General features: G+C 71.7%; 24 protein-coding genes. 13 read left to right on the top strand and 11 right to left on the bottom strand.

What is annotated here, in order from left to right; all coding sequences use genetic code 11:
• Window positions 1–33: 33 nt before the first annotated feature.
• From DRV96_RS02480 to aptA, 6 genes are all read right to left on the bottom strand, one after another.
• Window positions 34–1,161, bottom strand: a complete 1,128-nt coding sequence (locus DRV96_RS02480; RefSeq protein ID WP_119287316.1) for a polyamine ABC transporter substrate-binding protein — start codon at window positions 1,159–1,161, stop codon at window positions 34–36.
• 133 nt (window positions 1,162–1,294) lie between these two features.
• Window positions 1,295–2,698, bottom strand: a complete 1,404-nt coding sequence (locus DRV96_RS02475; protein WP_119287314.1) for an aspartate aminotransferase family protein — start codon at window positions 2,696–2,698, stop codon at window positions 1,295–1,297.
• 14 nt (window positions 2,699–2,712) lie between these two features.
• Window positions 2,713–4,080, bottom strand: coding sequence for a glutamine synthetase family protein (locus tag DRV96_RS02470; RefSeq protein ID WP_119287312.1), 1,368 nt, complete (start codon window positions 4,078–4,080; stop codon window positions 2,713–2,715).
• Between the two features lie 65 nt (window positions 4,081–4,145).
• On the bottom strand, window positions 4,146–4,913 hold the full coding sequence (locus tag DRV96_RS02465; protein ID WP_119287310.1) for a gamma-glutamyl-gamma-aminobutyrate hydrolase family protein: 768 nt from the start codon (window positions 4,911–4,913) through the stop codon (window positions 4,146–4,148).
• Between the two features lie 35 nt (window positions 4,914–4,948).
• Window positions 4,949–6,253 (bottom strand): NAD(P)/FAD-dependent oxidoreductase, encoded by a 1,305-nt coding sequence (locus tag DRV96_RS02460; RefSeq protein WP_119287308.1) that lies wholly within the window; start codon window positions 6,251–6,253, stop codon window positions 4,949–4,951.
• Window positions 6,254–6,306: 53 nt separating this feature from the next.
• Window positions 6,307–7,614, bottom strand: a complete 1,308-nt coding sequence (gene aptA / locus DRV96_RS02455; protein ID WP_119287306.1) for an omega-aminotransferase AptA — start codon at window positions 7,612–7,614, stop codon at window positions 6,307–6,309.
• 161 nt (window positions 7,615–7,775) lie between these two features.
• Between aptA and DRV96_RS02450 the strand changes: the two genes are divergently transcribed.
• Window positions 7,776–8,255 (top strand): Lrp/AsnC family transcriptional regulator, encoded by a 480-nt coding sequence (locus DRV96_RS02450; protein ID WP_119287304.1) that lies wholly within the window; start codon window positions 7,776–7,778, stop codon window positions 8,253–8,255.
• On the opposite strand, the gene DRV96_RS02445 is transcribed toward DRV96_RS02450, so the two are convergent.
• Both DRV96_RS02445 and speB read right to left on the bottom strand, forming a co-directional pair.
• Entirely contained in the window at window positions 8,252–8,818 is a 567-nt protein-coding gene (locus tag DRV96_RS02445; RefSeq protein WP_119287301.1) for a hemerythrin domain-containing protein, read from the bottom strand. The two genes, DRV96_RS02450 and DRV96_RS02445, sit on opposite strands and share 4 nt — an antisense overlap.
• An 81-nt stretch (window positions 8,819–8,899) precedes the next feature.
• The gene (gene speB, locus DRV96_RS02440; RefSeq protein WP_119287299.1) at window positions 8,900–9,826 is read right to left on the bottom strand and encodes an agmatinase; all 927 of its coding nucleotides are present in this window, start codon (window positions 9,824–9,826) and stop codon (window positions 8,900–8,902) included.
• A gap of 40 nt (window positions 9,827–9,866) precedes the next feature.
• On the opposite strand from speB, the gene DRV96_RS02435 reads away from it, so the two are divergent.
• The 4 genes from DRV96_RS02435 (at window position 9,867) to DRV96_RS02420 (ending at window position 14,632) form a co-directional block, all read left to right on the top strand.
• Window positions 9,867–11,234 carry a transaminase gene (locus tag DRV96_RS02435; RefSeq protein ID WP_119287297.1) on the top strand — a complete coding sequence of 456 codons (1,368 nt, stop codon included), beginning with the start codon at window positions 9,867–9,869 and terminating at the stop codon, window positions 11,232–11,234.
• Window positions 11,231–11,938, top strand: coding sequence for a type 1 glutamine amidotransferase (locus tag DRV96_RS02430; RefSeq protein ID WP_119287295.1), 708 nt, complete (start codon window positions 11,231–11,233; stop codon window positions 11,936–11,938). Before DRV96_RS02435 ends, DRV96_RS02430 begins: the two co-directional genes overlap by 4 nt.
• 230 nt (window positions 11,939–12,168) lie before the next feature.
• Window positions 12,169–13,482, top strand: coding sequence for an isocitrate lyase (gene aceA / locus DRV96_RS02425; RefSeq protein ID WP_119287293.1), 1,314 nt, complete (start codon window positions 12,169–12,171; stop codon window positions 13,480–13,482).
• Between the two features lie 199 nt (window positions 13,483–13,681).
• Entirely contained in the window at window positions 13,682–14,632 is a 951-nt protein-coding gene (locus DRV96_RS02420; RefSeq protein WP_119287291.1) for a hypothetical protein, read from the top strand.
• Window positions 14,633–14,649: 17 nt separating this feature from the next.
• On the opposite strand, the gene DRV96_RS02415 is transcribed toward DRV96_RS02420, so the two are convergent.
• Complete coding sequence (locus DRV96_RS02415) at window positions 14,650–15,798, bottom strand: iron-containing alcohol dehydrogenase (protein WP_119287289.1); 1,149 nt, start codon at window positions 15,796–15,798, stop codon at window positions 14,650–14,652.
• Between the two features lie 93 nt (window positions 15,799–15,891).
• Between DRV96_RS02415 and DRV96_RS02410 the strand changes: the two genes are divergently transcribed.
• Both DRV96_RS02410 and DRV96_RS02405 read left to right on the top strand, forming a co-directional pair.
• The gene (locus tag DRV96_RS02410) at window positions 15,892–16,815 is read left to right on the top strand and encodes an alpha/beta hydrolase (RefSeq protein ID WP_119287474.1); all 924 of its coding nucleotides are present in this window, start codon (window positions 15,892–15,894) and stop codon (window positions 16,813–16,815) included.
• Entirely contained in the window at window positions 16,812–17,693 is an 882-nt protein-coding gene (locus DRV96_RS02405; RefSeq protein ID WP_119287287.1) for a YbgC/FadM family acyl-CoA thioesterase, read from the top strand. The genes DRV96_RS02410 and DRV96_RS02405 overlap by 4 nt, the downstream gene beginning before the upstream one ends.
• A gap of 8 nt (window positions 17,694–17,701) precedes the next feature.
• On the opposite strand, the gene DRV96_RS02400 is transcribed toward DRV96_RS02405, so the two are convergent.
• Both DRV96_RS02400 and ygfZ read right to left on the bottom strand, forming a co-directional pair.
• Window positions 17,702–18,022, bottom strand: coding sequence for a DUF4936 family protein (locus tag DRV96_RS02400; RefSeq protein WP_119287285.1), 321 nt, complete (start codon window positions 18,020–18,022; stop codon window positions 17,702–17,704).
• Between the two features lie 8 nt (window positions 18,023–18,030).
• On the bottom strand, window positions 18,031–18,993 hold the full coding sequence (gene ygfZ / locus DRV96_RS02395; protein WP_419187031.1) for a CAF17-like 4Fe-4S cluster assembly/insertion protein YgfZ: 963 nt from the start codon (window positions 18,991–18,993) through the stop codon (window positions 18,031–18,033).
• 64 nt (window positions 18,994–19,057) lie between these two features.
• Between ygfZ and mltG the strand changes: the two genes are divergently transcribed.
• From mltG to DRV96_RS02365, 6 genes are all read left to right on the top strand, one after another.
• Window positions 19,058–20,059, top strand: coding sequence for an endolytic transglycosylase MltG (mltG, locus tag DRV96_RS02390; protein ID WP_119287282.1), 1,002 nt, complete (start codon window positions 19,058–19,060; stop codon window positions 20,057–20,059).
• Window positions 20,060–20,074: 15 nt separating this feature from the next.
• Entirely contained in the window at window positions 20,075–20,689 is a 615-nt protein-coding gene (tmk, locus tag DRV96_RS02385) for a dTMP kinase (RefSeq protein WP_119287280.1), read from the top strand.
• The gene (gene holB / locus DRV96_RS02380) at window positions 20,686–21,735 is read left to right on the top strand and encodes a DNA polymerase III subunit delta' (protein WP_119287278.1); all 1,050 of its coding nucleotides are present in this window, start codon (window positions 20,686–20,688) and stop codon (window positions 21,733–21,735) included. Before tmk ends, holB begins: the two co-directional genes overlap by 4 nt.
• Window positions 21,732–22,124 carry a PilZ domain-containing protein gene (locus tag DRV96_RS02375; RefSeq protein ID WP_119287276.1) on the top strand — a complete coding sequence of 131 codons (393 nt, stop codon included), beginning with the start codon at window positions 21,732–21,734 and terminating at the stop codon, window positions 22,122–22,124. The genes holB and DRV96_RS02375 overlap by 4 nt, the downstream gene beginning before the upstream one ends.
• Window positions 22,125–22,185: 61 nt before the next feature.
• On the top strand, window positions 22,186–22,983 hold the full coding sequence (locus DRV96_RS02370) for a TatD family hydrolase (RefSeq protein WP_119287274.1): 798 nt from the start codon (window positions 22,186–22,188) through the stop codon (window positions 22,981–22,983).
• Window positions 22,980–23,624 (top strand): ankyrin repeat domain-containing protein, encoded by a 645-nt coding sequence (locus tag DRV96_RS02365; protein ID WP_119287271.1) that lies wholly within the window; start codon window positions 22,980–22,982, stop codon window positions 23,622–23,624. Before DRV96_RS02370 ends, DRV96_RS02365 begins: the two co-directional genes overlap by 4 nt.
• Window positions 23,625–23,743: the final 119 nt, after the last annotated feature.

The raw sequence follows: 23,743 nt of genomic DNA, 5'->3' as shown, positions 1-23,743 counted from the left end.
GCCGCGCGAGTCAGTATCGTCGACGCGGTGGCGTCACAGTCCGGTCTTGAACGTCGTGAACGTGCGCGTCATCAGCCGGCGCAGGTCGTTGTTCAACGGCTCGGGCGGAATCATCTTGGCCATTTCGGCGGGCGACAGGAACACCGTCGGGTTGTTCGCGACCTCGGGGCGCACGAACTGCTTGGCCGCCGGCACCGGGTTGGCGTAGAAGACCTTGTTGACCAGGCCGGCATTGACCTCGGGGCGCAGGATGTAGTCGATGAACTTGTGCGCGTTGCCGGGACGCGGCGCGTCGGCCGGGATGACCATCACGTCGAAGAACAGCAGGCCGCCGGTCTTCGGGATCAGCGCCTCGATGTTCTGCCCCGTCTTGCCGTCGATGGCACGCTGGCGTGCAATGTTGATGTCGCCCGACCAGCCCATCGCCACGCAGATCGAGCCGTTGGCCAGATCGTTGATGTAGCCCGACGAGCTGAACAGCGTGACGTAAGGCCGCACGCTCTTGAGCAGTTGCGCCGCGGCGGCGTAGTCCGCGGCGTTTTTGCTGTACGCAGACTTGCCCAGGTGGTGCAGCGCCGCCGGGACCACCTCGGTGGGCGAGTCGAGGAACGACACGCCGCAGCTCTTGAGCTTGCTGACGTACTCCGGCTTGAAGATCAGGTCCCACGCGTTTTCGGGCATCGGCGTGCCGCCCAGCGCGGCCTTGACCTTGTCGACGTTGATGCCCACCGTCGTGAAGCCCCACAGCCAGTTGACCATGTAGTCGTTGCCGGGGTCCATCTTGGCCAGCTGGGCCTGCACCGCCGGGTCGAGGTTCTTCAGGTTCGGGATCTTGCTCTTGTCGATCTTCTGCAGCAGGCCGCCATCGATTTGCAGCTTGGCCCAGTGCGACGACGGCACGACGATGTCGTAGCCCGTCTTGCCCGCCACCAGCTTGGCGTGGACGATCTCGTTGTTGTCGAAGTTGTCGTAGCGGACCTTGATGCCGGTTTCCTTCTCGAAGTTGGCGATCGTGTCCGGCGCGATGTAGTCCGACCAGTTGTAGATGTTGAGGACCTTCTCCTCCTGCTGGGACCACGCGACGGTGGACGCCAGCGCCAGGGCGGCGACGGTGAGCAGGCGGGTGCGCACGCCCCGGAACCGGACAGACGACAGCTTCATCGAGGAGCCTCCAGCGAAGGGTTGGGGAAGAACGGATCGGAACCGGTGACCGTTCGGTGACGGCCGCGAAGGCGCAAGTCTAGTCGCGCCCGCCGCGCCGCTGGCTGAGGGTCGGCACCGAATCCGGGGAGCGTCACAGCCAGCCGCGGCCGCGCACGTCGGCCAGCGTGAGGTCGAGGCAGCGGCGGATCAGCGCGGCCATCTCGTCGATCTGCGCGCGCGTGATGACCAGCGGCGGCGCGATGATCATGCGGTCGCCGACGGCGCGCATGATCAGGCCGTTGGAAAAGCAGTGGCCGCGGCACACCATGCCGACCTCCAGCTCGGCCGGGAACGGCGTGCCGCTCGCCTTGTCCTTGACCAGTTGCAGTGCGCCCATCAGTCCGCAGGTCTGCGCTTCGCCGACCAGAGGGTGCTCGGCCAGCGTCGCGAACACGCTTGCAAGATACGGGCCCACGTCGTCGTGCACGTGCTCGACGAGCTTGAGCTCGCGGATCAGGCGGATGTTGGCGACCGCCACCGCGCACGCGACCGGGTGGCCCGAGTAGGTGTAGCCATGCGTGAACTCGCCGCCCTGGCGGATCAGCACGTCGGCAACGCGGTCGCCGACCATCACGCCGCCGAGCGGGATGTAGCCGCTCGTCACCCCCTTGGCGAAGGTCATCAGGTCGGGGCGTGTGCCGAAGCGTTCGCAGCCGAACCAGTGGCCGGTGCGTCCGAAGCCGCAGATCACCTCGTCCGACACGAGCAGGATGCCGTACTTGTCGCAGATGCGCTGTATCTCGGGCCAGTAGGTCTCGGGCGGCACGATAACGCCGCCGGCGCCCTGCACCGGCTCGCCGATGAAGGCGGCGACCTTCTCCGGGCCGACCTCGAGGATCTTCTGCTCGAGCCAGCCGGCGGCGACGCGGCCGAACTCGTCGCGCGACAGGCCCTGCGGGCGGCCGAGCTCGAACCAGTGCGGCTGCTCGATGTGCACGATGCCGGGGATCGGCAGCCCGCCCTGCGCGTGCATCGCGCTCATGCCGCCGAGCGACGCACCGGCCATCGTCGAGCCGTGGTACGCGTTCCTGCGGCTGATGATGACCTGACGCTCGGGCTGCCCGAGGAGGTCCCAGTAGCGGCGCACCATGCGCACGACGGTGTCGTTGCCCTCGGAGCCCGAGCCGCTGAAGAACACGTGGTTGAACTGCGGCGGCGTCACTTCCGACAGCAGCTCGGCGAGCTCGATCGCCGGCGGCGTCGCGGTCTGGAAGAACGCGTTGTAGAACGGCAGCTCCTGCAGCTGCCGCGTCGCCGCATCGACGAGCGCCCGCTGGCCATAGCCGACGTTGACGCACCACAGGCCCGACATCGCGTCGAGGATCTTGTGGCCGTCGCTGTCCCAGAGGTAGATGTTGTCGGCGCGCGTAATGATGCGCGCACCCTTGCGGGCCAGTGACTGGAAGTCGGTGAACGGGTGCAGGAAGTGGGCGGCATCGGCAGCCTGCCACTCGGCGGTGGTGCGCTCGCGGCGCGGGGCGAGGACGGCATTCATTACGGTCTCCCGGTTCAGACGTGGAGGAGGAGGTGCTCGCGCTCCCAAGGCGAGATCACCTTCATGAACTCGGCGTACTCGATCTCCTTGACCTCGGTGTAGATCGTGATGAACGCCTCGCCGAGCACCTCGGCCAGGTCCTCCTCGCGGCGCAGCTTCTCGAGCGCCTCGCTCAGGCTGCGCGGCAGCTGGTAGTCGCCGAGGTAGGCGTCGCCCTTGCACTCGGGGGTGGGCTCGATGCGCTTCTGGATGCCGAGCCAGCCGCAGGCCAGCGTCGCGGCGAGCGCGACGTAGGGGTTCGCGTCGGCGCCGATCACGCGGTTCTCGACGCGCCGGTTTTCGGGCGGCGCGACGGGGCTGCGGATGCCCACCGTGCGGTTGTCGGTGCCCCACTGGATGTTGATCGGTGCGGCGGTGTAGCGAGTCAGCCGCCGGTAGCTGTTGACGTAGGGCGCGAACAGCGCCATGCACGACGGGATGTAGCGCTGCAGGCCGCCGATGTACCAGCGGAAGAAGTCGCTCGCGTGGCCGTCGCGGTCGCTGAACAGGTTGCGCCCGGTGGCCAGGTCGGTGATGCTCTGGTGCACGTGCATCGCGCTGCCCGGCTCGCCGGCGATTGGTTTGGCCATGAAGGTGGCGTACATGTCGTGGCGCAGCGCCGTCTCGCGCAGCAGCCGCTTGAAGAAGAACACCTCGTCGGCGAGCTGCAGCGGGTGGTCGTGGAAGAAGTTGATCTCCATCTGCCCGGCACCGATCTCGTGGATCAGCGTGTCAACGCCGAGGTCCATCTTGTTGCAGTAGTCGTAGACGTCCTCGAACAGTGGGTCGAACTCGTTGACGGCGTCGATCGAGTACATCTGGCGCGACGTCTCGGCGCGGCCGCTGCGCCCGATCGGCGGCTTCAGCGGCACGTCGGGGTCGGTGTTGCGCGCGACGAGGTAGAACTCGAGCTCGGGCGCGACGACGGGCTTCCAGCCCGCCGACGCGTAGAGGTCGCACACGCGCTTGAGCACCGAGCGCGGGGCGAACGGGATCAGGCGCCCCTCGCGATCGTAGCAGTCGTGAATGACCTGCGCGGTGGGGTCGGTGGCCCACGGCACGATGCGCACCGTGCCGGGGTCGGGGCGCAGGTGCATGTCGTGGTCGGTCGGGCTGATGATGTCGAAGAACGGCCCCTCGGTCGGCGCGACGCCGGTCACCGTGGTGGCGACGACGACCTCGGGCAGCCGCATTCCGCGGTCCTCGTTGAACTTCTCGCGCGGCAGGATCTTGCCGCGCGCCACACCGGTGAGGTCGGGCACGAGGCACTCGATCTCGGTGACGCGGTTCTGGTTGAGCCAGTGCTCGAGGTCGGCGAACGTGAAGTCTTTGCGGTTGGCCATGGGAACACCTGTGTCGGTTTCGGGCCGCCGGCGGCGGCCGCTGCGGGGCGTGGCGGTGGCCGTCGCTACGACCCCGGCCCGCTGCGCCGGTCGCGGTAGGCGCGGCACGCGTCGCCGAACGCGCGCAGCAGCGCCATCGACACCGGGTTGCTCGCCGCCTGCCACTCCGGATGCCACTGCACCGCGATCGCGAAGCCGGGGGTGTCGGTCGTCGAGAACGCCTCGACGACGCCGTCGGGCGAGCGCGCCTCGATGCGCAGCCCGGGTGCGAGCCGGTTCACGCCCTGGCCGTGCAGCGAGTTGACCGCGAAGCGCCGCAGCGGCAGCAGCGCTTCGAGACGCCCGCCGGGTTCGACGACGACTTCGTGCGCCGGACCGTACTGCACGTCGACCGGGGCGTCGTCGTCGGCGCGGTGGTCGGCGAAGCCGGGCACCCGGTGGATCGCCTGGTGCAGCGTGCCGCCGAGCGCGACGTTGGTCTCCTGCAGTCCGCGGCAGATCGCCAGCAGCGGAATGCCGCGCGCGAGCACCTGCGGGATGAACGGCAGCGTCCACGCGTCGCGCGCGGTGTCCAGCGGCAGCGACGGGTCGTGCACGCCTTCGTCGAAGTGCTGCGGATGCACGTTCGACGGCGAGCCGGTCAGCAGCACGCCGTCGGCCAGCGCGAGCAGCGTGGCCAGCTCGGCGTCGCGGGCGCTGGGCACCACCAGCGGCAGGCACCCGGCCAGGCGCACCGCGTCGACGTACTTCTGGCCGGCGATGTGGAACGGGTGGTGCCCGAGCACGCGGTTGCACGCGGGCACCAGCACGACGGGAAGGCGGTCGGAGCTCATGACAGTCGGTGTGGCAGTGTGCGTGACAGGCCGGCTCAGAACAGGTCGCGCAGCCGGTACCACGCCATGCCGGCCACCAGTGCGGGCATGCGCAGCAGCCGCCCGCCCGGAAACGGACGGTGCTTCAGGCGCGCAAAGGTGTCGAAGCGCGAGGCGTCGCCGGCGATCGCCTCGGCGACGAGCTTGCCGGCGAGCCCGGTCAGCGCCAGGCCATGGCCCGAAAAGCCCTGCAGGTAGTAGACGTTGGCGCCGACACGGCCGAAGTCGGGCGCGCGGTTCATCGAGATGTCGACGAAGCCGCCCCACGCGTGCTCGACCTCGACGCCGTCGAGCTGCGGGAAGGTGCGCAGCATGCGCCGGCGCATGCTCGCGGCGAGGTTCATCGGCGTCGCGGTGCTGTAGCTGACGCGCCCGCCGTACAGCAGCCGGTGGTCGGCGCTCGTGCGGAAGTAGTCGAGCACGAAGTTGGTGTCGCACACCGCCGCACCGCACGGGATCAGCGCGCGCGCCCGCTCGGCGCCCAGCGGCCGGGTCGCGACGATGTAGGTGCCGACGGGCATGATGCGCGCGGCCAGCTGCGGCGCCACCGCCGGCGCGAACTGCTGCAGGTAGACGTTGCCCGCGAGCAGCACGCTGCGCGCGCTGACGTGGCCGTGCGCGGTGCGCAGCCGCACCGTGTCGCCCGTCTCGAGCGCAGTGACCGCGCTGCGCTCGTAGATGCGCACGCCCAGCCGCGCCGCGGCGCTGGCCAGCCCGAGGCTGTACTTCAGCGGGTGCAGGTGGCCCGAGCGCGGGTCGTACGCGCCGGCGGCATAGCGCGGGCTCGCGATCCAGTTCGGCAGGTCGGCGCGCTCGATCCAGGTCTGCGCATAGCCGTACACCGACGCGATGCGGTCGACCCAGGCGCGCAGCTCGCGCGCCTTGCGCTCGTTCGTCGCGACGCCGAGATAACCGTCGCGCCAGTCGCAGTCGATCGCGAAGCGCGCGATGCGCTGGCGGATCAGGTCCAGCGCCTCGATCGACATCGCCCACACGCGCTTGGCCTCTTCGAGACCGAGCTGCTGCTCGATGACCTCCTGGTCGCACGCCAGCCCGTGGATCGCCTGCCCGCCGTTGCGCCCGCTCGCGCCCCAGCCGACGTCCTGCGCCTCGAGCAGCACGACGTCGAAGCCGCGGTCGTGCAGCTCGATCGCCGCGCTCAGCCCCGCGAGCCCGCCGCCGACGACGGCGACGTCGGCGCGGACGTCGCCTTGCAGCGTGGGGAAGGGCGCTTCGCGCGACGCCGTGGCGGCGTAGTACGAGTGACGGGTCAGTTCGCGGTCGGCGTCGAGCAGCGGCATACGGTACGCGCTAGGCAGGCCCTCGGGGTCGGGTCGGTGATGGCGGTCGGGGGTCAGGCGGCGCGCTGGAGCGCGCCGGCGATCGTGTCCACCAGCCGGTCGATGTGCGACTTCTCGATGATCAGTGGCGGGCTCAGCGCGATCGTGTCGCCGGTGGTGCGGATCAGGACGCCGCGTTCCCAGCAGTCGAGGAAGACGCCGAATGCGCGCTTCGTCGGCTCGCCCGGGATCGGCTCGAGCTCGATGCCGCCGACGAGCCCGATGTTGCGGATGTCGATCACGTGGGGCAGGCCCTTGAGCGAGTGCAGCGCGTCGGCGAAGTAGCCCTGCAGCTGCGATGCGCGCGTCAGCAGCCCTTCGTCGGCGTAGGTTTCGAGCGTGGCCAGCCCGGCCGCGCAGGCCAGCGGGTGCGCCGAGTAGGTGTAGCCGTGGAAGAACTCGATCAGGTGCTCGGGGCCCTGCATGAAGGCGTCGTGGATCGCCTGCTTCACGAACACGGCGCCCATCGGCACCGCGCCGTTCGTGATGCCCTTGGCCACCGTCATGATGTCGGGCGTGACGCCGAAGGTCTGCGCGCCGAATGGCTGGCCGGTGCGGCCGAAGCCGGTGATGACCTCGTCGAAGATCAGCAGGATGCCGTGGCGGTCGCAGATCTCGCGCAGCCGCTGCAGATAGCCCACCGGCGGGATCAGCACGCCGGTCGAGCCCGCCACCGGCTCGACGATCACGGCGGCGATCGTGCTCGCGTCGTGCAGCGCGACGAGGCGCTCGAGGTCGTCGGCGAACTCGGCGCCGTGCGCCGGCTGGCCGACGCTGAACGCGTTGCGCGCCGGGTCGTGCGTGTGGCGGATGTGGTCGACGCCGGCCAGCAGCGTGCCGAACATCTTGCGGTTGGCGACCATGCCGCCGACCGAGATGCCGCCGAAGTTGACCCCGTGGTAGCCGCGCTCGCGCCCGATCAGCCGCGTGCGCTGGCCCTCGCCGCGCACGCGGTGGTAGGCGATCGCCATCTTCAGCGCCGTCTCGACCGCCTCGGAGCCCGAGTTGGTGAAGAAGACCTTGTTGAGCCCCGGCGGCGTCAGCTCGACGAGCCGCTTGGCGAGCGCGAACGCCTTCGGGTGGCCCATTTGGAACGGTGGCGCGTAGTCCATCTCGGCGGCCTGCTCGGCAATGGCCTGCACGATCTTGGGCCGCCCGTGGCCGGCGTTGACGCACCACAGCCCGGCCACGCCGTCGAGGATCTCGCGCCCCTCGGGCGTCCAGAAGTGCATGCCGGCGGCCTTCGCCAGCATGCGCGGCGCCTTCTTGAACTGCCGGTTGGCGGTGAACGGCATCCAGTAGGCGTCCATGTCCTGCTTCATGGGGGGTGCTCCTCGTGCGACGCAGCCTCGGGGTGTCCCGTGTCGGCCCGAAGCAAGTGCCAGTCTAGACAGCCGCAGGCGCAATGTGCTTGCGGAACGGGCCCGTGCGGACCCCGAGCCTTCGCATAAGATGCGAACCAAACCGTCACGTGGGACAAAAAATGCGAAACCCCGCCTTCCCGGCGCAACTCGATGCGATCGACCGCGCGATTCTGCGCGAGCTGCAGGACGACGGCCGGCTCACCAACGTCGAGCTCGCGCAGCGCGTGCACCTGTCGCCGTCGGCGTGCCTGCGGCGCGTCAAGCAGCTCGAGGACGCCGGCGTCATCGCGCGCTACGTCGCGCTGCTGAACCCGAAGGCGGTCGGCCAGCACGGCACCAGCTTCACGATCATCAACCTCGAGAGCATGAACACGCCGCTGCTCGAGGCCTTCGAGCAGGCGGTGCGCGACGAGCCGCAGGTGCTCGACTGCTACTACGTGGCCGGCTCGAACGACTACCTGATCCGCTTCGCGTACCGCGACGCCGAGGACCTCGAGCGCTTCCACACGCAGGTGCTGATGCGGCTGCCGGGCGTGGCGCGCTCGAACTCGATGCTCGTGCTGCGCACCGTCAAGCGCACGACGGCGCTGCCGGTCTAGGCCGGCGATGTGCCGGTCGGCGGCGTCTCACCGAGGCGCTGTCGCGCAGCGGCTTGCGCGGCGGCGAGGCGGCGCTTGGCCTCGGGGTAGATCAGCGACTCCTCGAGCGCGATGTGCTCACGGTACAGCTCGGTGAAGACCGGCAGCGCGTGCTGCAGCAGCGCGAGGTCGTACCCGTTGTAGCCGTTGGCCACCGCGTCGAGCTGCGGCGCCAGTTCGAGCCAGTCCTCCTCGAGCCAGCCGTGGTCCTGCTGCAGCCGGCGAACGTGCTGCACGAGTTCCTCCGAGCCGTCGGCCAGCAGGCCCGGGAACACGCGGCGCTCCTCCTCGGCGTGGTGGTCGCGCGCGTGGCCGTTGAAGAAGGCGGCGATGTCGCGCGCCAGCTCGCTGGCCCGCGCGTCGATGCCGTGGCGGTCGAGGCGATCGATCAGCTCGGCGAGCAGGCCGAGGTGCGCCACCACGGCGCGATGCGCCTCGTCGAGCACCTCGAAGCCGTCGGCAGGCACCACGCCGGGGCGTGATGGACGGGCGGATGGGGTCGCGCGGGCAGGGGTCGGGGTCATGGCGCCACTCCTTGCGGGTTGGCCCCCATTCTTGTGGCGCAAGCAGGGTCAGACTTGCGCGAGGTCAAACCGGACGACGGTTCAGCGCGCGTTCCGGCCGGCGATCTGGCCGCACAGGTAGGTCCAGACGAAGTTCGCTGCCGCGTAGCTCGTCAGTTCGGCGTGGTCGTACGGCGGCGCGACCTCGACGCAGTCCATGCCGACGCAGTGGTGCGCGGCCAGTCCTTCGAGCAGCGAGAGCACCTGGTTGGTGCTCAGACCGCCCGGCTCGGGGGTGCCGGTGCCGGGGGCGAACGCCGGGTCGAGGCAGTCGATGTCGAGGCTGACGTACAGCGGCGGCTGCCCGTGCCCGGCCAGCCGTGCGCCGATCGCGTCGAGCACCGGCGCGAGCTGCGCCGGGCTCTCGAGGCCGCGCAGGTCGCGTGCGGTGTAGATCAGCCCGCCCTGGTCGCGCACGTACTCGCGCGCCTCGCGCTCGCCGGCCGAGCGGATGCCCAGCTGCGTGAAGCACTCGCGCACGACGAGGCCCTCGGCGATCGCCTCGTAGACCCAGGTGCCGTGGCCGCTCGGCTCGCCGAAGTGGTCGCGCCAGGTGTCGCAGTGCGCGTCGAAGTGCACCACCGCCAGCGGCCGCCCGAGCCAGCGCCGGTAGGCGCGCAGCAGCGGCAGCGTGATGCTGTGGTCGCCGCCGAGCCACACCATGTGGTGGCGGCGCACCAGCGCGTCGGCCAGCGGCGCGAGCGCCTCGCGCATCGCCGCCAGCGAGGTGTTGGGCAGCGGCAGGTCGCCGGCGTCGCCGACGCGGCCGAGCGGCGTGACGTCGAACCACGGGTGCGTCGCGTCGCACAGCATGTGGCTCGCCTCGCGGATCGCGCGCGGCCCGAAGCGCGCGCCGGGGCGGTTCGTCGTCGAGCCGTCCCACGCGATGCCGGCCACGGCATACGGCTGGTCGGTCGCGGGGCCGGCCTTCAGGAAGCCGCTGTCGGACAGGAACGCGAAACTCGTCATGGCAGGGGCGCGAAGCGCGCTCGGACACAATCGTCGGCCGATGATAAGCACGCCCCCCGTCCCCGACCCGCAGCGCCTGCGCGCGCTGCACGAGCGCGAACGCCGGCGCTACGTCGACACGCACCCGCGCAGCGCCGCGCTGGCCGCGGCGAGCGCGCCGCACTTCCTGTGGGGTGTGCCGCTGCACTGGATGCGCGACTGGGCGCTGCCGCACCCGCTGTTCGTCGAGCATGCGCAGGGCCACCGCGTGCACTGCGTCGACGGCCACGCCTATGTCGACTTCTGCCTCGGCGACACCGGCGCGATGTTCGGCCACTCGCCGCCGCCCATCGCGCAGGCCGTCGCGGCGCAGGCCGCGCGCGGGCTGACCGCGATGCTGCCCGGCGCGATGCTCGCCGCGGTCGGCGAGGCGCTGCAGCGCGTGTTCGGACTGCCGCGCTGGCAGGTCACGCTCAGCGCGAGCGACGCCAACCGCTTCGTGCTGCGCTGGGCACGCGCCGTCACCGGCCGGCGCAAGGTGCTGGTGTTCGACGGCTGCTACCACGGCACCGTCGACGACACGCTCGTCGACATGGCCGGCGACGGGCGCACGCTCACGCGCGCGAGCCTGCTCGGGCAGGTGCACGACCTCGCGCTGGGCACCGTCGTCGTGCCGTTCAACGACGCGGCGGCCGTCGACGCGGCGCTCGCGCGCGGCGACGTCGCGTGCGTGCTGACCGAGCCGGCGCTGACCAACTGCGGCCTCGTGCCGCCGGCGCCGGGATTCCTCGACGCGGTGCAGGCCAGCTGCCGGCGGCACGGCGCGCTGTTCGTGCTCGACGAGACGCACACCGTCAGCAGCGGCCTGGGCGGCTACGCGCGCGTGCACGGGCTCGCGCCCGATGCCGTCATCGTCGGCAAGGCGGTGGCCGGCGGCGTGCCGTGCGCGGTCTACGGCGTCACCGACGACCTCGCGCGGCGCATGATGGCGGCCAAGGATGCGGCGCCGGAAGGGCACTCCGGCATTGGCACGACGCTGTCGGCGAGCCTGCTCGCGCTCGCTGCATTGCAGGCCAGCCTCGAGCACGTGATGACGGCCGACGCCTACGCGCGCATGGAGACCACCGCCGCGGCGCTGCAGGCGGCGCTGGAAGGCGTCGTGCAGCGGCGGGGGCTGCCGTGGAGCGTGACGCGGCTGGGCGCGCGCATGGAGCTGCAGTTCTGCCCGCAGCCGCCCAACGACGCCGCGGCCGCGCGCGCGGCGATGGACGAGGCGCTCGAGCGCGCGCTGCACCTGTTCCTGCTCAACCGTGGCGTGCTCGTGACGCCGTTCCACAACATGCTGCTCGTGCCGCCGATGGCCGGTGCCGACGACGTCGCCGCCGTCGCGCAGGCGCTCGACGACTTCCTCGCCGAGGTCGCTGCATGAAGCCGGTGCTGGTGCTGCAGCACGAACACCAGGACGGCCCGGCGTATCTGCTGCAGTGGCTGCGCGAGCGCGGCATCGCGACCGACGTGCGCAACACGCAGGCCGGCGACGCGTACCCCGCGTCGGTCGACGACCACGCGGCGCTCGCGATCCTCGGCGGCTCGATGAGCGCCAACGACCCACTGCCCAGTCTGCGCGACGCCGAGCGGCTGATCCTCGACGCGATGGCCAAGCAGCGGCCGGTGATCGGCCACTGCCTGGGCGGCCAGCTGATGGCGCGTGCCTTGGGGGCCCGCGTGGCGACGTCGCCAGCGCCCGAGATCGGTTGGTCCACGATCGACGTGCACGCGCATGACGCCGCTGTCGACTGGTTCGGCGCCGCGGGCCCGGTCACGGTGTTCCAGTGGCACTTCGAGGCTTTCGAGCTGCCGGCAGGTGCGGTGCCGCTGGCCGGCAGTGCGGCGTGCCGCCATCAGGCGTTTGCGATCGGGCCGCACCTGGCGATGCAGTTCCACGTCGAGCTCGACGCCGAGAAGCTGCAGCGCTGGGCCGACGAGGTCGATCCCGCGCTCGCAGCTCGGCACGCGACGGTGCAGGCGCGCGAGTTGATGCGCGCCGGCGCCGAAGGCTTGCTGCGCGCGCAGCAGGCGCTGGCCGACCGGCTCTACGCGCGGTGGTGGGCCGCGGCGCTGCCGCCGCGCTGACGATTTGCCGCATCGCGGCATCAGTGTTTCGCAATACGAAAGAACGCGATGCGGCGCTGCAGCATCGCGTTTCACTTTCCGAAACTACTGTTTCGCTGCATGCAATGAAATGCGCAAATCATTGATTCTCAAGAGTTTATTTTTTTGTCTTCTATAAGACATAAGTCTTCGCGCCGAGGCCGGTCGCGGCTACGCTTGTGCCACCGATTGACCCTTGGCAGGAGAGCCCCATGACCCTCACCCGTGAACAACAAATCGCCGCCCTCGAAAAGGACTGGGCCGAGAACCCCCGCTGGAAAGGCATCAAGCGCGGCTACAGCGCTGCCGATGTCGTGCGTCTGCGCGGCTCGGTGCAGATCGAATACACGCTGGCCAAGCGTGGCGCCGAGAAGCTGTGGAAGCTGATCAACGGCGAAGCCGCGAAGGGCTACGTCAACGCATTCGGCGCGATCACGGCCGGCCAGGCGATGCAGCAGGCCAAGGCCGGGCTCGAGGCGGTGTACCTGTCGGGCTGGCAAGTCGCCGCCGACGGCAACACCAGCGAGACGATGTACCCGGACCAGTCGCTGTACGCCTACGACTCGGTGCCGACGATGGTGCGGCGGATTAACAACACCTTCAAGCGTGCCGACGAGATCCAGTGGAGCCGCGGCATCGGCCCCGGCGACAAGGGCTACATCGACTACTTCCTGCCGATCGTGGCCGACGCCGAGGCCGGCTTCGGCGGCGTGCTCAATGCGTTCGAGCTGATGAAGAACATGATTGCGGCCGGCGCCGCTGGCGTGCACTTCGAGGATCAACTCGCCGCGGTGAAGAAGTGCGGCCACATGGGCGGCAAGGTGCTCGTGCCGACGCAGGAGGCGATCGAGAAGCTGATCGCCGCGCGCTTCGCCGCCGACGTGATGGGCGTGCCGACCATCGTGCTGGCGCGCACCGATGCCGAGGCCGCCAACCTGCTGACGAGCGACCACGACGCCAACGACAAGCCGTTCCTGACCGGCGAGCGCACGCAGGAAGGTTTCTTCCGCGTCCGCAACGGCCTCGAGCAGGCGATCAGCCGCGGCGTCGCCTACGCGGCCTACGCCGACCTCGTGTGGTGCGAGACGGGCACGCCGGACCTGGGCTTCGCGCGCGAGTTCGCGCAGGCGATCCACGCCAAGTACCCGGGCAAGCTGCTGTCGTACAACTGCTCGCCGTCGTTCAACTGGAAGAAGAACCTCGACGACAAGACGATCGCGCGCTTCCAGGACGAACTGTCGGCGATGGGCTACAAGTACCAGTTCATCACGCTGGCCGGCATCCACATCAACTGGTTCAACACCTTCAAGTTCGCGCACGACTACGCGCGCGGCGAGGGCATGCGCCACTACGTCGAGCAGGTGCAGGAGCCCGAGTTCAAGGCGCGCGAGCTGGGCTACACCTTCGTGTCGCACCAGCAGGAGGTCGGCGCGGGCTACTTCGACGACGTGACCACGGTGATCCAGGGCGGCTCGTCGAGCGTGAAGGCGCTGACCGGCTCGACCGAGGAAGAGCAGTTCCACTGACCCCTGTGCTCGGCGACCGGCCTCGGTGACTGCCGAGCGGTGGTGACGCGACCCGGCTGCGGTGCGGCCGGGTTTCTTTTTTTTCGTGGCGGCGTCGCGGTTTCGCCGTCCGGTGACCCGGCGGCATACTCCGGACCGTTCTCGCCACCGGCCAGTACGGGCGCGACCTCCCGACCGTCCCGATCCTGCCCGCCTCGCCTTGCCGCCGACCCGCCTGCCCGTCGCCTGCGCACTCGTGCTGACCGCCTGCAGCGCGGCGCTCGCCGCGCCCGATACGGCCGACGCCGTGGCGCCAGCGGCGCCCGGCGGGCTCGAGGCGTTGCGTGCCTGGGCGCGCTCGGCGACGGTGGGGCTGGCGCGTGGCATCGACAGCTGGTTCGGCGAGCGGCCATTCGAAGACGGCGGCAAGGTCGAGCAGGGCCGCCTCGAACTGCGCACCAGCTGGCGGCGCGACGAGGGTTTCGACGTGTCGGTACGGCTCGATGCCCGCTTCGAGTTGCCGAACCTGCGCGAGCGCGCGTATGCCTTTCTCGGACGCGACGTCGAGCGCGACGTCGTGACCGACAAGCCGTCGGCGTTCGCGCGCCAGGAGCGCACGCTGGCCGACACCGAGCGGTCGTCGTACTTCGCCGGGCTGGCGGTGCCGCTGAGCGACCGCATCGAGCTGCGTGCCGGTCTGCGCAGCGCGTTCGAGGTCTATGCGCAGGCGCGTTACGCGAACGCGTGGGCACTTGGCGAGACGCTGCGCCTCGACGTGCGCGAGACCGTGTTCTGGACCGACGTCGATGGCTTCGGCTCGACGACGGCGCTGGCTTTCACCCGTGCGCTGTCGCCGCGGCTCGAGGTGCGCTGGCTCAACGGCGGCACCGTCACGCAGCGCAGCGAGGGCTTCGAGTGGTCGAGCCTCGTCGGGACGTATCGAAGTTTCGGCACCGACCGCGAACTGGCCGCCGAGGCGCTGGTCAGCGGCAAGACGGCCAGCGACGCCGCCGTCGGCGACTACGGGTTGCGACTGCGCTGGACCCAGCCGCTGTACCGGGACTGGCTGATCGGCCAGTTCACCGTCGGCCACTTCTGGCCGCGCGCCGACGCTGCGTCGCCCCGCGAATCGGCATGGGCGCTCGGCGCCGTCGCGCTGATGCGGTTCTGAGCGCACCCGAACCGGCGCTACAGCGACGCCTCGAGCATCGCGCGGTAGTCGTCGCGCGTCGCGATCACCGGGTTGGTCTTGTGGCAGTGGTCGGCCATCGCGCCATCGATCACGCGCTCGAACACGTCGCGCGTGACGCCCATCGCTGCCAGTCCTCGCGGCAGCCCGAGGCGCGCATTCATCTCGCGGATCGCCTCGGCGACCTCGGTGCCGGCGCTGTCGCACGAGCCGATCCCCATCGCGTGCGCCATGCGCTGCAGCCGGCGCTCGCGCCGGATCGACTCGGCCTGCGCGTTGAAGCGCACGACCGCCGGCAAGAACATCGCGTTGAGCGTGCCGTGGTGCAGCTTCGGGTTCACGCCGCCGAGGCTGTGGCTGAGCGAGTGCACGCAGCCGAGCCCCTTCTGGAACGCCATCGCGCCCTGCATGCTCGCGCTCATCATGTTCCAGCGCGCGTCGCGGTCGCCGCCGTCCTTCGTCGCGCGCTCGAGGTGCGCCCAGCCGCGCTCGAGGCCGTCGAGCGCGATGCCGTCGGCGGGCGGGTTGACGGCCGGGGCCATGAACGTCTCCATGCAGTGCGCGATCGCGTCCATGCCGGTGGCGGCCGTGAGCATCGGCGGCAGGCCGAGCGTGAGCGCCGGGTCGAGGATCGCCGCCTTCGGCACCAGGTGCCAGCTGTGGAAGCCGAGCTTGCGCCCGTCGTCGACGATCAGGATCGCGCCGCGCGCGACTTCGCTGCCGGTGCCGGCGGTGGTCGGCACGGCGATCAGCGGTGCGACGCGCTCGGTGATCTTCGGGCTGCCGCCTTCGATCGTCGCGTAGGTCACGAGCGGGCCGTCGTGCGTCGCCGCGATCGCGACGCCCTTCGCGAGGTCGATGCTCGAACCGCCGCCGACGGCGATCAGGCCGTCGCAGCCTTGCTCGCGGTACAGCGCGGTGGCGGCGCGCACCGCGGCTTCGGTCGGGTTCGACGGCGTGCCGTCGAACACGGCGTGCGGCACATCGGCGAGCGGCGCGAGCGCCTGCGCCAGCACGCCCGCGGCGCGCACGCCGGCGTCGGTGACGACGAGCGGCTTGCGGATGCCGACGCGCGCGCACTCGGCGGGCAGCAGCTGCACGGTGCCGAAGTCGAGGTGGATCTGCGTGAGGTAGAGGATCGTGGCCATCGCGGTCGCAACAGGCAGGGCAGGGCGGTGAGTATGCTTCACGCCCCTGCCACGCCACTGCCGCCCGTGTCGACCCACCTGCTGACGCCGGTCATGGCCGGCCTGCTCGAGCGCATCCGGCGCGCGAACCGCCCGCCGTGGCATGCGATGAGCGTTGCCGACGCGCGCCGCGCTTACGAGGCCGCCGCCGAGGTGCTCGAGCCGCCGCGCCCGACGCTGCCGCGCGTCGAGGCGCTGACGGTTCCCGCCGCCGACGGCACGCCGCTGCCGGCGCGGCTGTACGCGCCGGCCCCGGGCGACGCGCCGCTGCCGGCGCTGCTGTACCTGCACGGCGGCGGTTTCGTGATCGGCAGCCTCCCGACGCACGATGCGCTGTGCCGCGAGCTCGCGCAGCGCAGCGGTGGTGCGGTGCTCGCGCTCGACTACCGGCTCGCGCCCGAGCACCGCTTCCCGACCGCGGTCGACGACGCGTGGGCGGCGCTGCAGTGGCTCGCCGCGCACGCGGCCGGGCTCGGCCTCGACCCGGCGCGGCTGGCCGTCGGCGGCGACAGTGCCGGCGGCACGCTGGCCGCGGTGGCGGCGATCCTCGCGCGCGACCACGCGCTGCCGCTGGCGCTGCAGCTGCTGATCACACCCGGCACCGCGCCGGCGCCCGAGACGCCGTCGCACCGGCTGTTCGGCCACGGCTACCTGCTCGACGCGGCGACGATCGAGTGGTTCTTCGACCAATACATCGACCGCGACCAGCGCCACGACTGGCGCTTCGCGCCGCTGCTGGCCGACGACCTCGAGCGCGTTGCGCCGGCGTGCGTGATCCTTGCCGAGTGCGACCCGTTGGTCGACGAGGGGCTGGCCTACGCCGACCGCCTGCGCGCGGCCGGCGTGGCGGTCGAGCTCGACCTCGTGCGCGGCGTCACGCACGACTTCATCAAAATGGGGCGCGTGCTGAAGGAGGCGCCCGCCGCCCAGCAGTTCGCCGCCGACGCCCTGCGCCACGCCTGGAGACCCCCCCGATGACGACCCGCCGCGACTTCCGCTTCTTCGACACCCTGCGCGTGCGCTGGGCCGAGGTCGACATGCAGAAGATCGTCTTCAACGGCCACTACCTGATGTACTTCGACACCGCGGTGGCCGGCTACTGGCGCGCGATGGCGCTGCCGTATCACGACACGATGGCGCTGCTGCAAGGCGACCTCTACGTGCGCAAGGCCACGCTCGAGTACCACGCGTCGGCGCACTACGAGGACCGCCTCGACGTGGGCCTGCGCTGCGCGCGCATCGGCAACTCGTCGATGCAGTTCACGGGCGGCGTGTTCCGCGGCGACGAGCTGCTGGTGTCGGGCGAGCTGGTCTACGTCTTCGCCGACCCGTCGACGCAGACCTCGCAGCCGGTGCCGGCGCAGCTGCGCGCCGCGCTCGACGCGTTCGAGCGTGGCGAGCCGGTGCTCGACGTGCGCACCGGCACCTGGGACGAGCTCGGCCGCGAGGCGCAGGCGCTGCGCACCGCGGTGTTCGTCGACGAGCAGAAGATCCCGGCCGAAGTCGAGTGGGACGCCGCCGACGCCAACGCGGTGCACGCGGTGGCCTACAACCGCTTCGGGATGGCGCTGGGCACCGGGCGGCTGCTCGAGCATTCGCCCGGCGTGGCCAAGATCGGGCGCATGGCGGTGCGCCACGACATGCGCGGGGCGGGCATCGGCGCGGCGATCCTCGAGGCGCTGGTGGCCGTCGCGCGCGAGCGCGGCGATGGCGAGGTGCTGCTGCATGCGCAGCGCAGCGCCGAGGGCTTCTACCGTCGCCAGGGTTTCGCGGTGCGCGGCGAGCCGTTCGATGAGGCGGGGATCGCGCACGTCGCGATGGCCAAGCTCATTGCGCCGCCGGCGACGGCCGGCTGACGACGCGCTCAGCGCGCCGGCTCGAACACCTCGACGTGGCGCTCGCCGAGACGCCCGGGGGGCAGCGCGAGCGCGGCGGCTTCGATCGCCGCGGCCAGCGCATCGTCGACGCCGTCTTGCGCGGCGTAGGTTTCCATCAGCGTCACCGGCTGGCCCGCGACCGGCGGACGGCGCCACAACTCGGCCCGCAGGCCCGGGTGGTCGCGCCGCAGCCGCTGCTGCATCGCACGCACCGCGTCGACGGTCGCCACGAGGTGGTCCGCTTCGACGCGGTAGTAGACGAACAGCGCCCGGCCCGCGGGGGCCGACGACGCAGGCGCGGCCGGCATCGTGGCGTTCAGCCGGGCTCGGCGACGGCGTAAGGCATCGCGACGCGCTGCAGCACCGGCCCGTCGGGCGCGCCGAGGTGCAGCGGCTGCTCGAGCGCGGCGAGCTTGACCTCGACGAGGGCGAGGTGGCCGCCGTCGGGCAGCGGCGCGGCGTTGGCGACCATCCCGGCCGGCTGCGACGGGTCGTCGGCGGCGAACACCTCCTGCCCGGCCGCGGCCGGCGCGTCACTGCGCCACAGGAAGGCGCGGCGCTTGAGCGTGCCGCGGTACTGGCTGCGCGCGACGACCTCTTGGCCGGGGTAGCAGCCCTTCTGGAAGTTCACGCCGCCCACGAGCTCGAGGTTGACCATCTGCGGCACGAACTGCTCGACCGTCGCCGCAGTGACGATGGGCACGCCGCTGGCGACCTCGAGCGCCTGCCACTGCGCGAGCGGCAGCGCGGGCATGTCCGGCAGCGCGTCGCCGGCCGGCTGCACGAGCAGCGCGCGGACGCTGCCGGCGGCGTCGGGCAGGCGGATCAGCCGCCCGGCGGATGTTTCGGCCACGCGCCACGGTGCCGCGGGCCACGCCGCGCCGGCCCACGCGAGCGCCGACGCTCCGGCCAGCCCGACGAGCCGCCACGCGGCGCCGGCGTCGGCGAGCTTGCACTTGGCGCGCAGCACGAACATCGACAGCCGCTTCAGCGTGGCTGGCAGCACGTCGGCGCTGCACGCGAGAAACACCTCCTCGGGCTGCGGGCGCCAGACGACGAACGTCGCCAGCAGCCGACCCTTGGCCGAGCAGTAGCCGGCCAGCCGCGCATTGCCGTCGTCGAGGTGCTCGACGTCCTGCGTCAGCTGGCCGTGCAGGAAGTGCGCCGCGTCGGCGCCTTGTGCCGAGATCAGGCCCCAGTGCGTCAGCGCGACGGCGCCGTCGGCGGGGATCGACGGCATCGGCAGCACGGCAGCGGCGGGCGAGACGGTGGTCGTCATGGCGACGATTATCATCAGCCGCAATGGGGCACACGATCGGCAGGGGCGTCGGCGCGGGGCGCGCATGAGGTGGCGTTGGCTGCTCGTCGCGCTGGCCGTGCCTGCGTTGCTCGCCGCCGCGGCGGCCGGCATCGCGGCCTGGTGGCTGCAGCGGCCGCTGGCACTCGCGCAGCCGGTCGTCGAGGTGTCGATCGAGCGCGGCACCTCGCCGCGCGCCGTCGCGCAGGCCTGGGTCGACGCCGGCGTGCGCACCTCGCCGGAACTGCTGTACCAGTGGTTCCGCTGGTCGGGCGACGCACCGCGCATCCGTGCCGGCAGCTACGAGGTCCACACCGGTGTCACGCCGCGCGAGCTGCTCGACAAGATGGTGCGCGGCGACGAGGTGCTCGAAGCCGTGCGGCTGATCGAGGGCTGGACCTTCCGCCAGTTCCGTGCCGCTCTCGCCGCCGCGCCGAACCTGCGCCCGACGATCGCCGGCCTGAGCGACGCCGACGTGATGGCGGCGATCGGTGCGCCGGGCAAGCCCGCCGAGGGCTGGTTCTTTCCCGACACGTACCTGTACAGCCGCGGCGTCAGCGACCTGACGTTGCTCAAGCGCGCGCACGCGGCGATGCAGCGCCACCTCGACGCCGCGTGGGCGGCACGGGCCGACGGGCTGCCGCTGAAGTCGCCCGACGAGGCGCTGATCCTCGCGTCGATCGTCGAGAAGGAAACCGGCGTCGAGGCCGACCGGCGCCTCGTCGCCGGCGTGTTCGTCAACCGGCTGCGCATCGGCATGCGGCTGCAGACCGACCCGACCGTGATCTACGGGCTCGGCGAGGCGTTCGACGGCAACCTGACGCGCCGCCACCTCGAGACCGACGGCCCGTACAACACCTACACGCGCGCCGGGCTGCCGCCGACGCCGATCGCGATGCCGGGGCTCGCGTCGCTGCGCGCGGCGGTGAACCCCGAGCCGACGAGGGCGCTGTACTTCGTCGCGCGCGGCGACGGCTCGAGCGTCTTCAGCGAGACGCTCGAAGACCATAATCGCGCCGTCAACCGCTACCAGCGCGGGCAGCGCTGAGGGATTTCGCCTTCCATGCCGCGCGGCCTGTTCATCACGTTCGAGGGCATCGACGGTGCCGGCAAGTCGTCACACCTCGCGGCGTTCGAACAGTGGCTGCGCGCGCGCGGCCACGACGTCGTGCTCACGCGCGAGCCCGGCGGCAGCGAACTGGCCGAGGCGCTGCGCGAGCTGATCCTGCACCGGCCGATGGATGTGCTGACCGAGACGCTGCTCGTCTTCGCCGCGCGCCGCGACCACCTGCAGACGACGATCGAGCCGGCGCTCGCGCGCGGCGCCACCGTGCTGTGCGACCGTTTCACCGACGCGACCTTCGCCTACCAGGGCGGCGGGCGCGGCTTCGACCTCGACGTGCTGCGCACGCTCGAGGGCTGGGTGCACCCCGGGCGCCAGCCGGACCTGACGTTCTGGTTCGACCTCGACCCGGCCGTCGCCGCCGAGCGGCGCGCGGCGGCGCGCGCACCCGACCGCTTCGAGCGCCAGGACGCGGCGTTCTTCGCGCGCGTGCGCGACGGCTACGCGGCGCGCGCGGCGCAGTCGCCGGCGCGCTTCGTGCGCATCGCCGCCGACGGCGACTTCGCCGCCGTGTGGGCGCGTGTCGAGCGCGCCGCGACGGAGCGGCTCGGGTGAGCGCCGCACCGCCGCTGCTGCCGTGGCTGGCCGCGCCGCTCGAGCGCGCGGCCGCGCTGCGCGCGCACGCGCTGCTGATCCACGGTCCCGAAGGCGTCGGCCAGTTCGAACTGGCGCTGGCGCTGGCGCAGCACGGGCTGTGCGAGGCCGAGTCCGGCCCGCGTCCGTGCGGGCAGTGCGCCGGCTGCCGGCTGCTGGCCTCGCATGCCCATCCCGACTTGCGCATGCTCGTGCCCGCGGCGCTGCGCGACGCGCTCGGCGCGGCGGCCGCCGCCAGCGACGACGAGGCCGACGACGGCGCTGTCAAGGCCGCCAAGGGCAAGCCCAGCCGCGAGATCCGCGTCGACGAGGTGCGCCAGGTGATCGACTGGACGCGCACGACCGCCACCCGCGGACGCGGCAAGGTGCTCGTGCTGCACCCGGCGCAGGCGATGAACGCGGTGGCCGCCAACGCGCTGCTCAAGACACTCGAGGAGCCCCCCGCCGGCGTGCGGCTGCTGCTGACCTGCGCCGACCCCGACGCACTGTTGCCGACGATCCGCAGCCGCTGCCAGCGCATCGCGCTCGCGCTGCCCGCGCGCGACGCGGCGCTGGCGTGGCTGCAGTCGCAGGGGGTGGCCGGCGCCGACGTGCTGCTCGCCGCCGCCGGCGGGCGTCCGCAAGAGGTGCTCGCGCTGCGCGCCGACGGCTTCGACGCCGAGCGCTGGCAGCGTGTGCCGGGTGCGGTGGCGCGCGGCGACGCCGGCGTGTTCGCCGGCTGCAGCGTCGAGCGGGTCGTCGACGTGCTGCACAAGCTCGCGCACGACCTGCTCGTCGTCGGGGCAGGTGCCGCACCGCGCTTCTTTCCCGCCGACAGCCTGCCGGGCGGGGCGTCGATGCCGGCGCTGGCGGCGTGGGCGAAGACGCTGCAGCGCGTCGCGCGCCACGCCGAGCACCCCTGGCACGCGCCGTTGCTGATCGAGTCGCTCGTCGCGCAGGGCCGCGGCTGCTTCACGACCTCGGCGCCGCGCAGCCGGGCAGGCACCGCTACACTCGCCGCTCGATGAACGATCCCGCCCCGACCCGCCCCGGTGCACTGGCTCCCGCCGGCTCGCCCGCGCGGCCGAGCGTGATCCAGCTCGTGTTCCGCGACAAGAGCGCGCTGTATGCCGCCTACATCCCGGTGATGACCGACGGCGGACTGTTCGTGCCGACGACGCGCGAGTACCGCCTCGGCGACGACGTGTACCTGCTCGTCACGCTGCCCGACGATCCGCAGCGCTACCCGGTGGCCGGCAAGGTCGGCTGGATCACGCCGGCCAACGCGTCGGGCGGGCGCACGCAGGGTGTCGGCGTGCGCTTCCCCAGCGACGAGAAGACGCGGCTGCTGAAGCTCAAGATCGAGGAACTGCTCGGCACGATGATCTCGTCGAACAAGCCGACGCAGACGCTCTGAACCCCGCGCGGGCGGGGTGTCCCCGAGGTGATGCCGCGCCGCCGCGCCGGCCCCCTTCCCGATGTACGCCGACTCGCACTGCCACCTGAGCTTTCCCGAACTGCACGGGCGCATCGACGCGATCCGCGCGGCGATGGCCGCCGCGCACGTCGACCGCGCGCTCGTGATCTGCACGACGCTCGAGGAATTCGACACCGTGCATGCGCTCGCGCTGCGCTACGACAACTTCTGGGCCAGCGCCGGCGTGCATCCCGACAACGAGGGCGTGCGCGAGCCGTCGGTCGACGACCTGCTCGCGCTGGCCGCGCGGCCGCGCGTCGTCGCGATCGGCGAGACCGGGCTCGACTACTACCGCCTCGGCGAGCGCACCGTCGCCGACATGGCGTGGCAGCGCGAGCGCTTCCGCGTGCACATCCGCGCCGCGCGCGCCAGCGGCAAGCCGCTCGTGATCCACACGCGCAGCGCCAGCGCCGACACGCTGGCGATCCTGCGCGAGGAGGGCGGCGACGCCGCCGGCGGCGTGTTCCACTGCTTCACCGAGACGGCCGAGGTTGCGCGCGCCGCGCTCGAGATGGGCTTCTACATCTCGTTCTCGGGCATCGTGACGTTCCGCAACGCCGACGACTTGCGCGCCGTCGCGCGCTTCGTGCCCGACGACCGCCTGCTGATCGAGACCGACAGCCCGTATCTCGCGCCGGTGCCGCACCGCGGCAAGGTCAACGATCCGTCGCTGGTGCCGCACGTCGCGGCGCGGCTCGCGGCCGAGCGGGGGGTGAGCGTCGAGCACGTCGCGGCCGTCACGAGCGCCAATTTCGAGCGCCTCTTTGGTTTGCCGGCGCACGCAGGGGTGACACGATGAAGTTAAAGTATCACTTTAAATTCTGTGCTCTGTTGATTCTGGCGGCATGGTTTTCGATCGCCAGAGCCGGCGCCTACGAAGACTTCTTCGCGGCCCTCGAGCGCGACGACGCGCGCACCGTCACCGCGCTGCTGCAGCGCGGCTTCGACCCCAACAGCCGCAACCCGGAAGGCCAGGTGGCGTTCTTCCTCGCGCTGCGCCAGCCGGCGCCGGCGGTGGCCGAAGCGCTGTGGGCGCATCCGCAACTGCAGGTCGACGCCGTCAACGGCGTCGGCGAGACCCCGCTGATGATGGCCGCGCTGCGCGGCCAGGTCGGCTGGATGCGCCGCCTACTCGAGCGCGGCGCGCGCGTGCACCAGGAAGGCTGGTCGCCGATCCACTACGCCGCCACCGGCCCCGAGCCGCAGGCCGTCGAACTGCTGCTCGACCGCGGCGCGCCCGTCGATGCGCGCAGCCCCAACGGCACGACGCCGCTGATGATGGCCGCGCGCTACGGCAGCGAGCGCAGTGTCGCGTTGCTGTTGCAGCGCGGCGCCGACCGCCGGCTGCGCAACCAGCGCGACCTCGACGCCGCCGACTTCGCGCGCGAAGCCGGCCGCGAGGCGCTCGCGCGGCAGCTGGCCGCGCCCACCGGCCGCTGAGCGGCGCGCGCGCCGGCGTGTCGGAAGAAATCCGACACGATCCTTGGGCGCTGGCCGACTGCGCGCGCGAGCGCGTCACGCCTAGAGTTCATTCACACCGTTGGTGACATCGTCGGAGG

The sequence above is a fragment of the Azohydromonas sediminis genome (assembly GCF_003574675.1).
Lineage (GTDB): Bacteria > Pseudomonadota > Gammaproteobacteria > Burkholderiales > Burkholderiaceae_C > Calidifontimicrobium > Calidifontimicrobium sediminis.
This window is presented reverse-complemented; position numbering and strand designations above follow the sequence as displayed.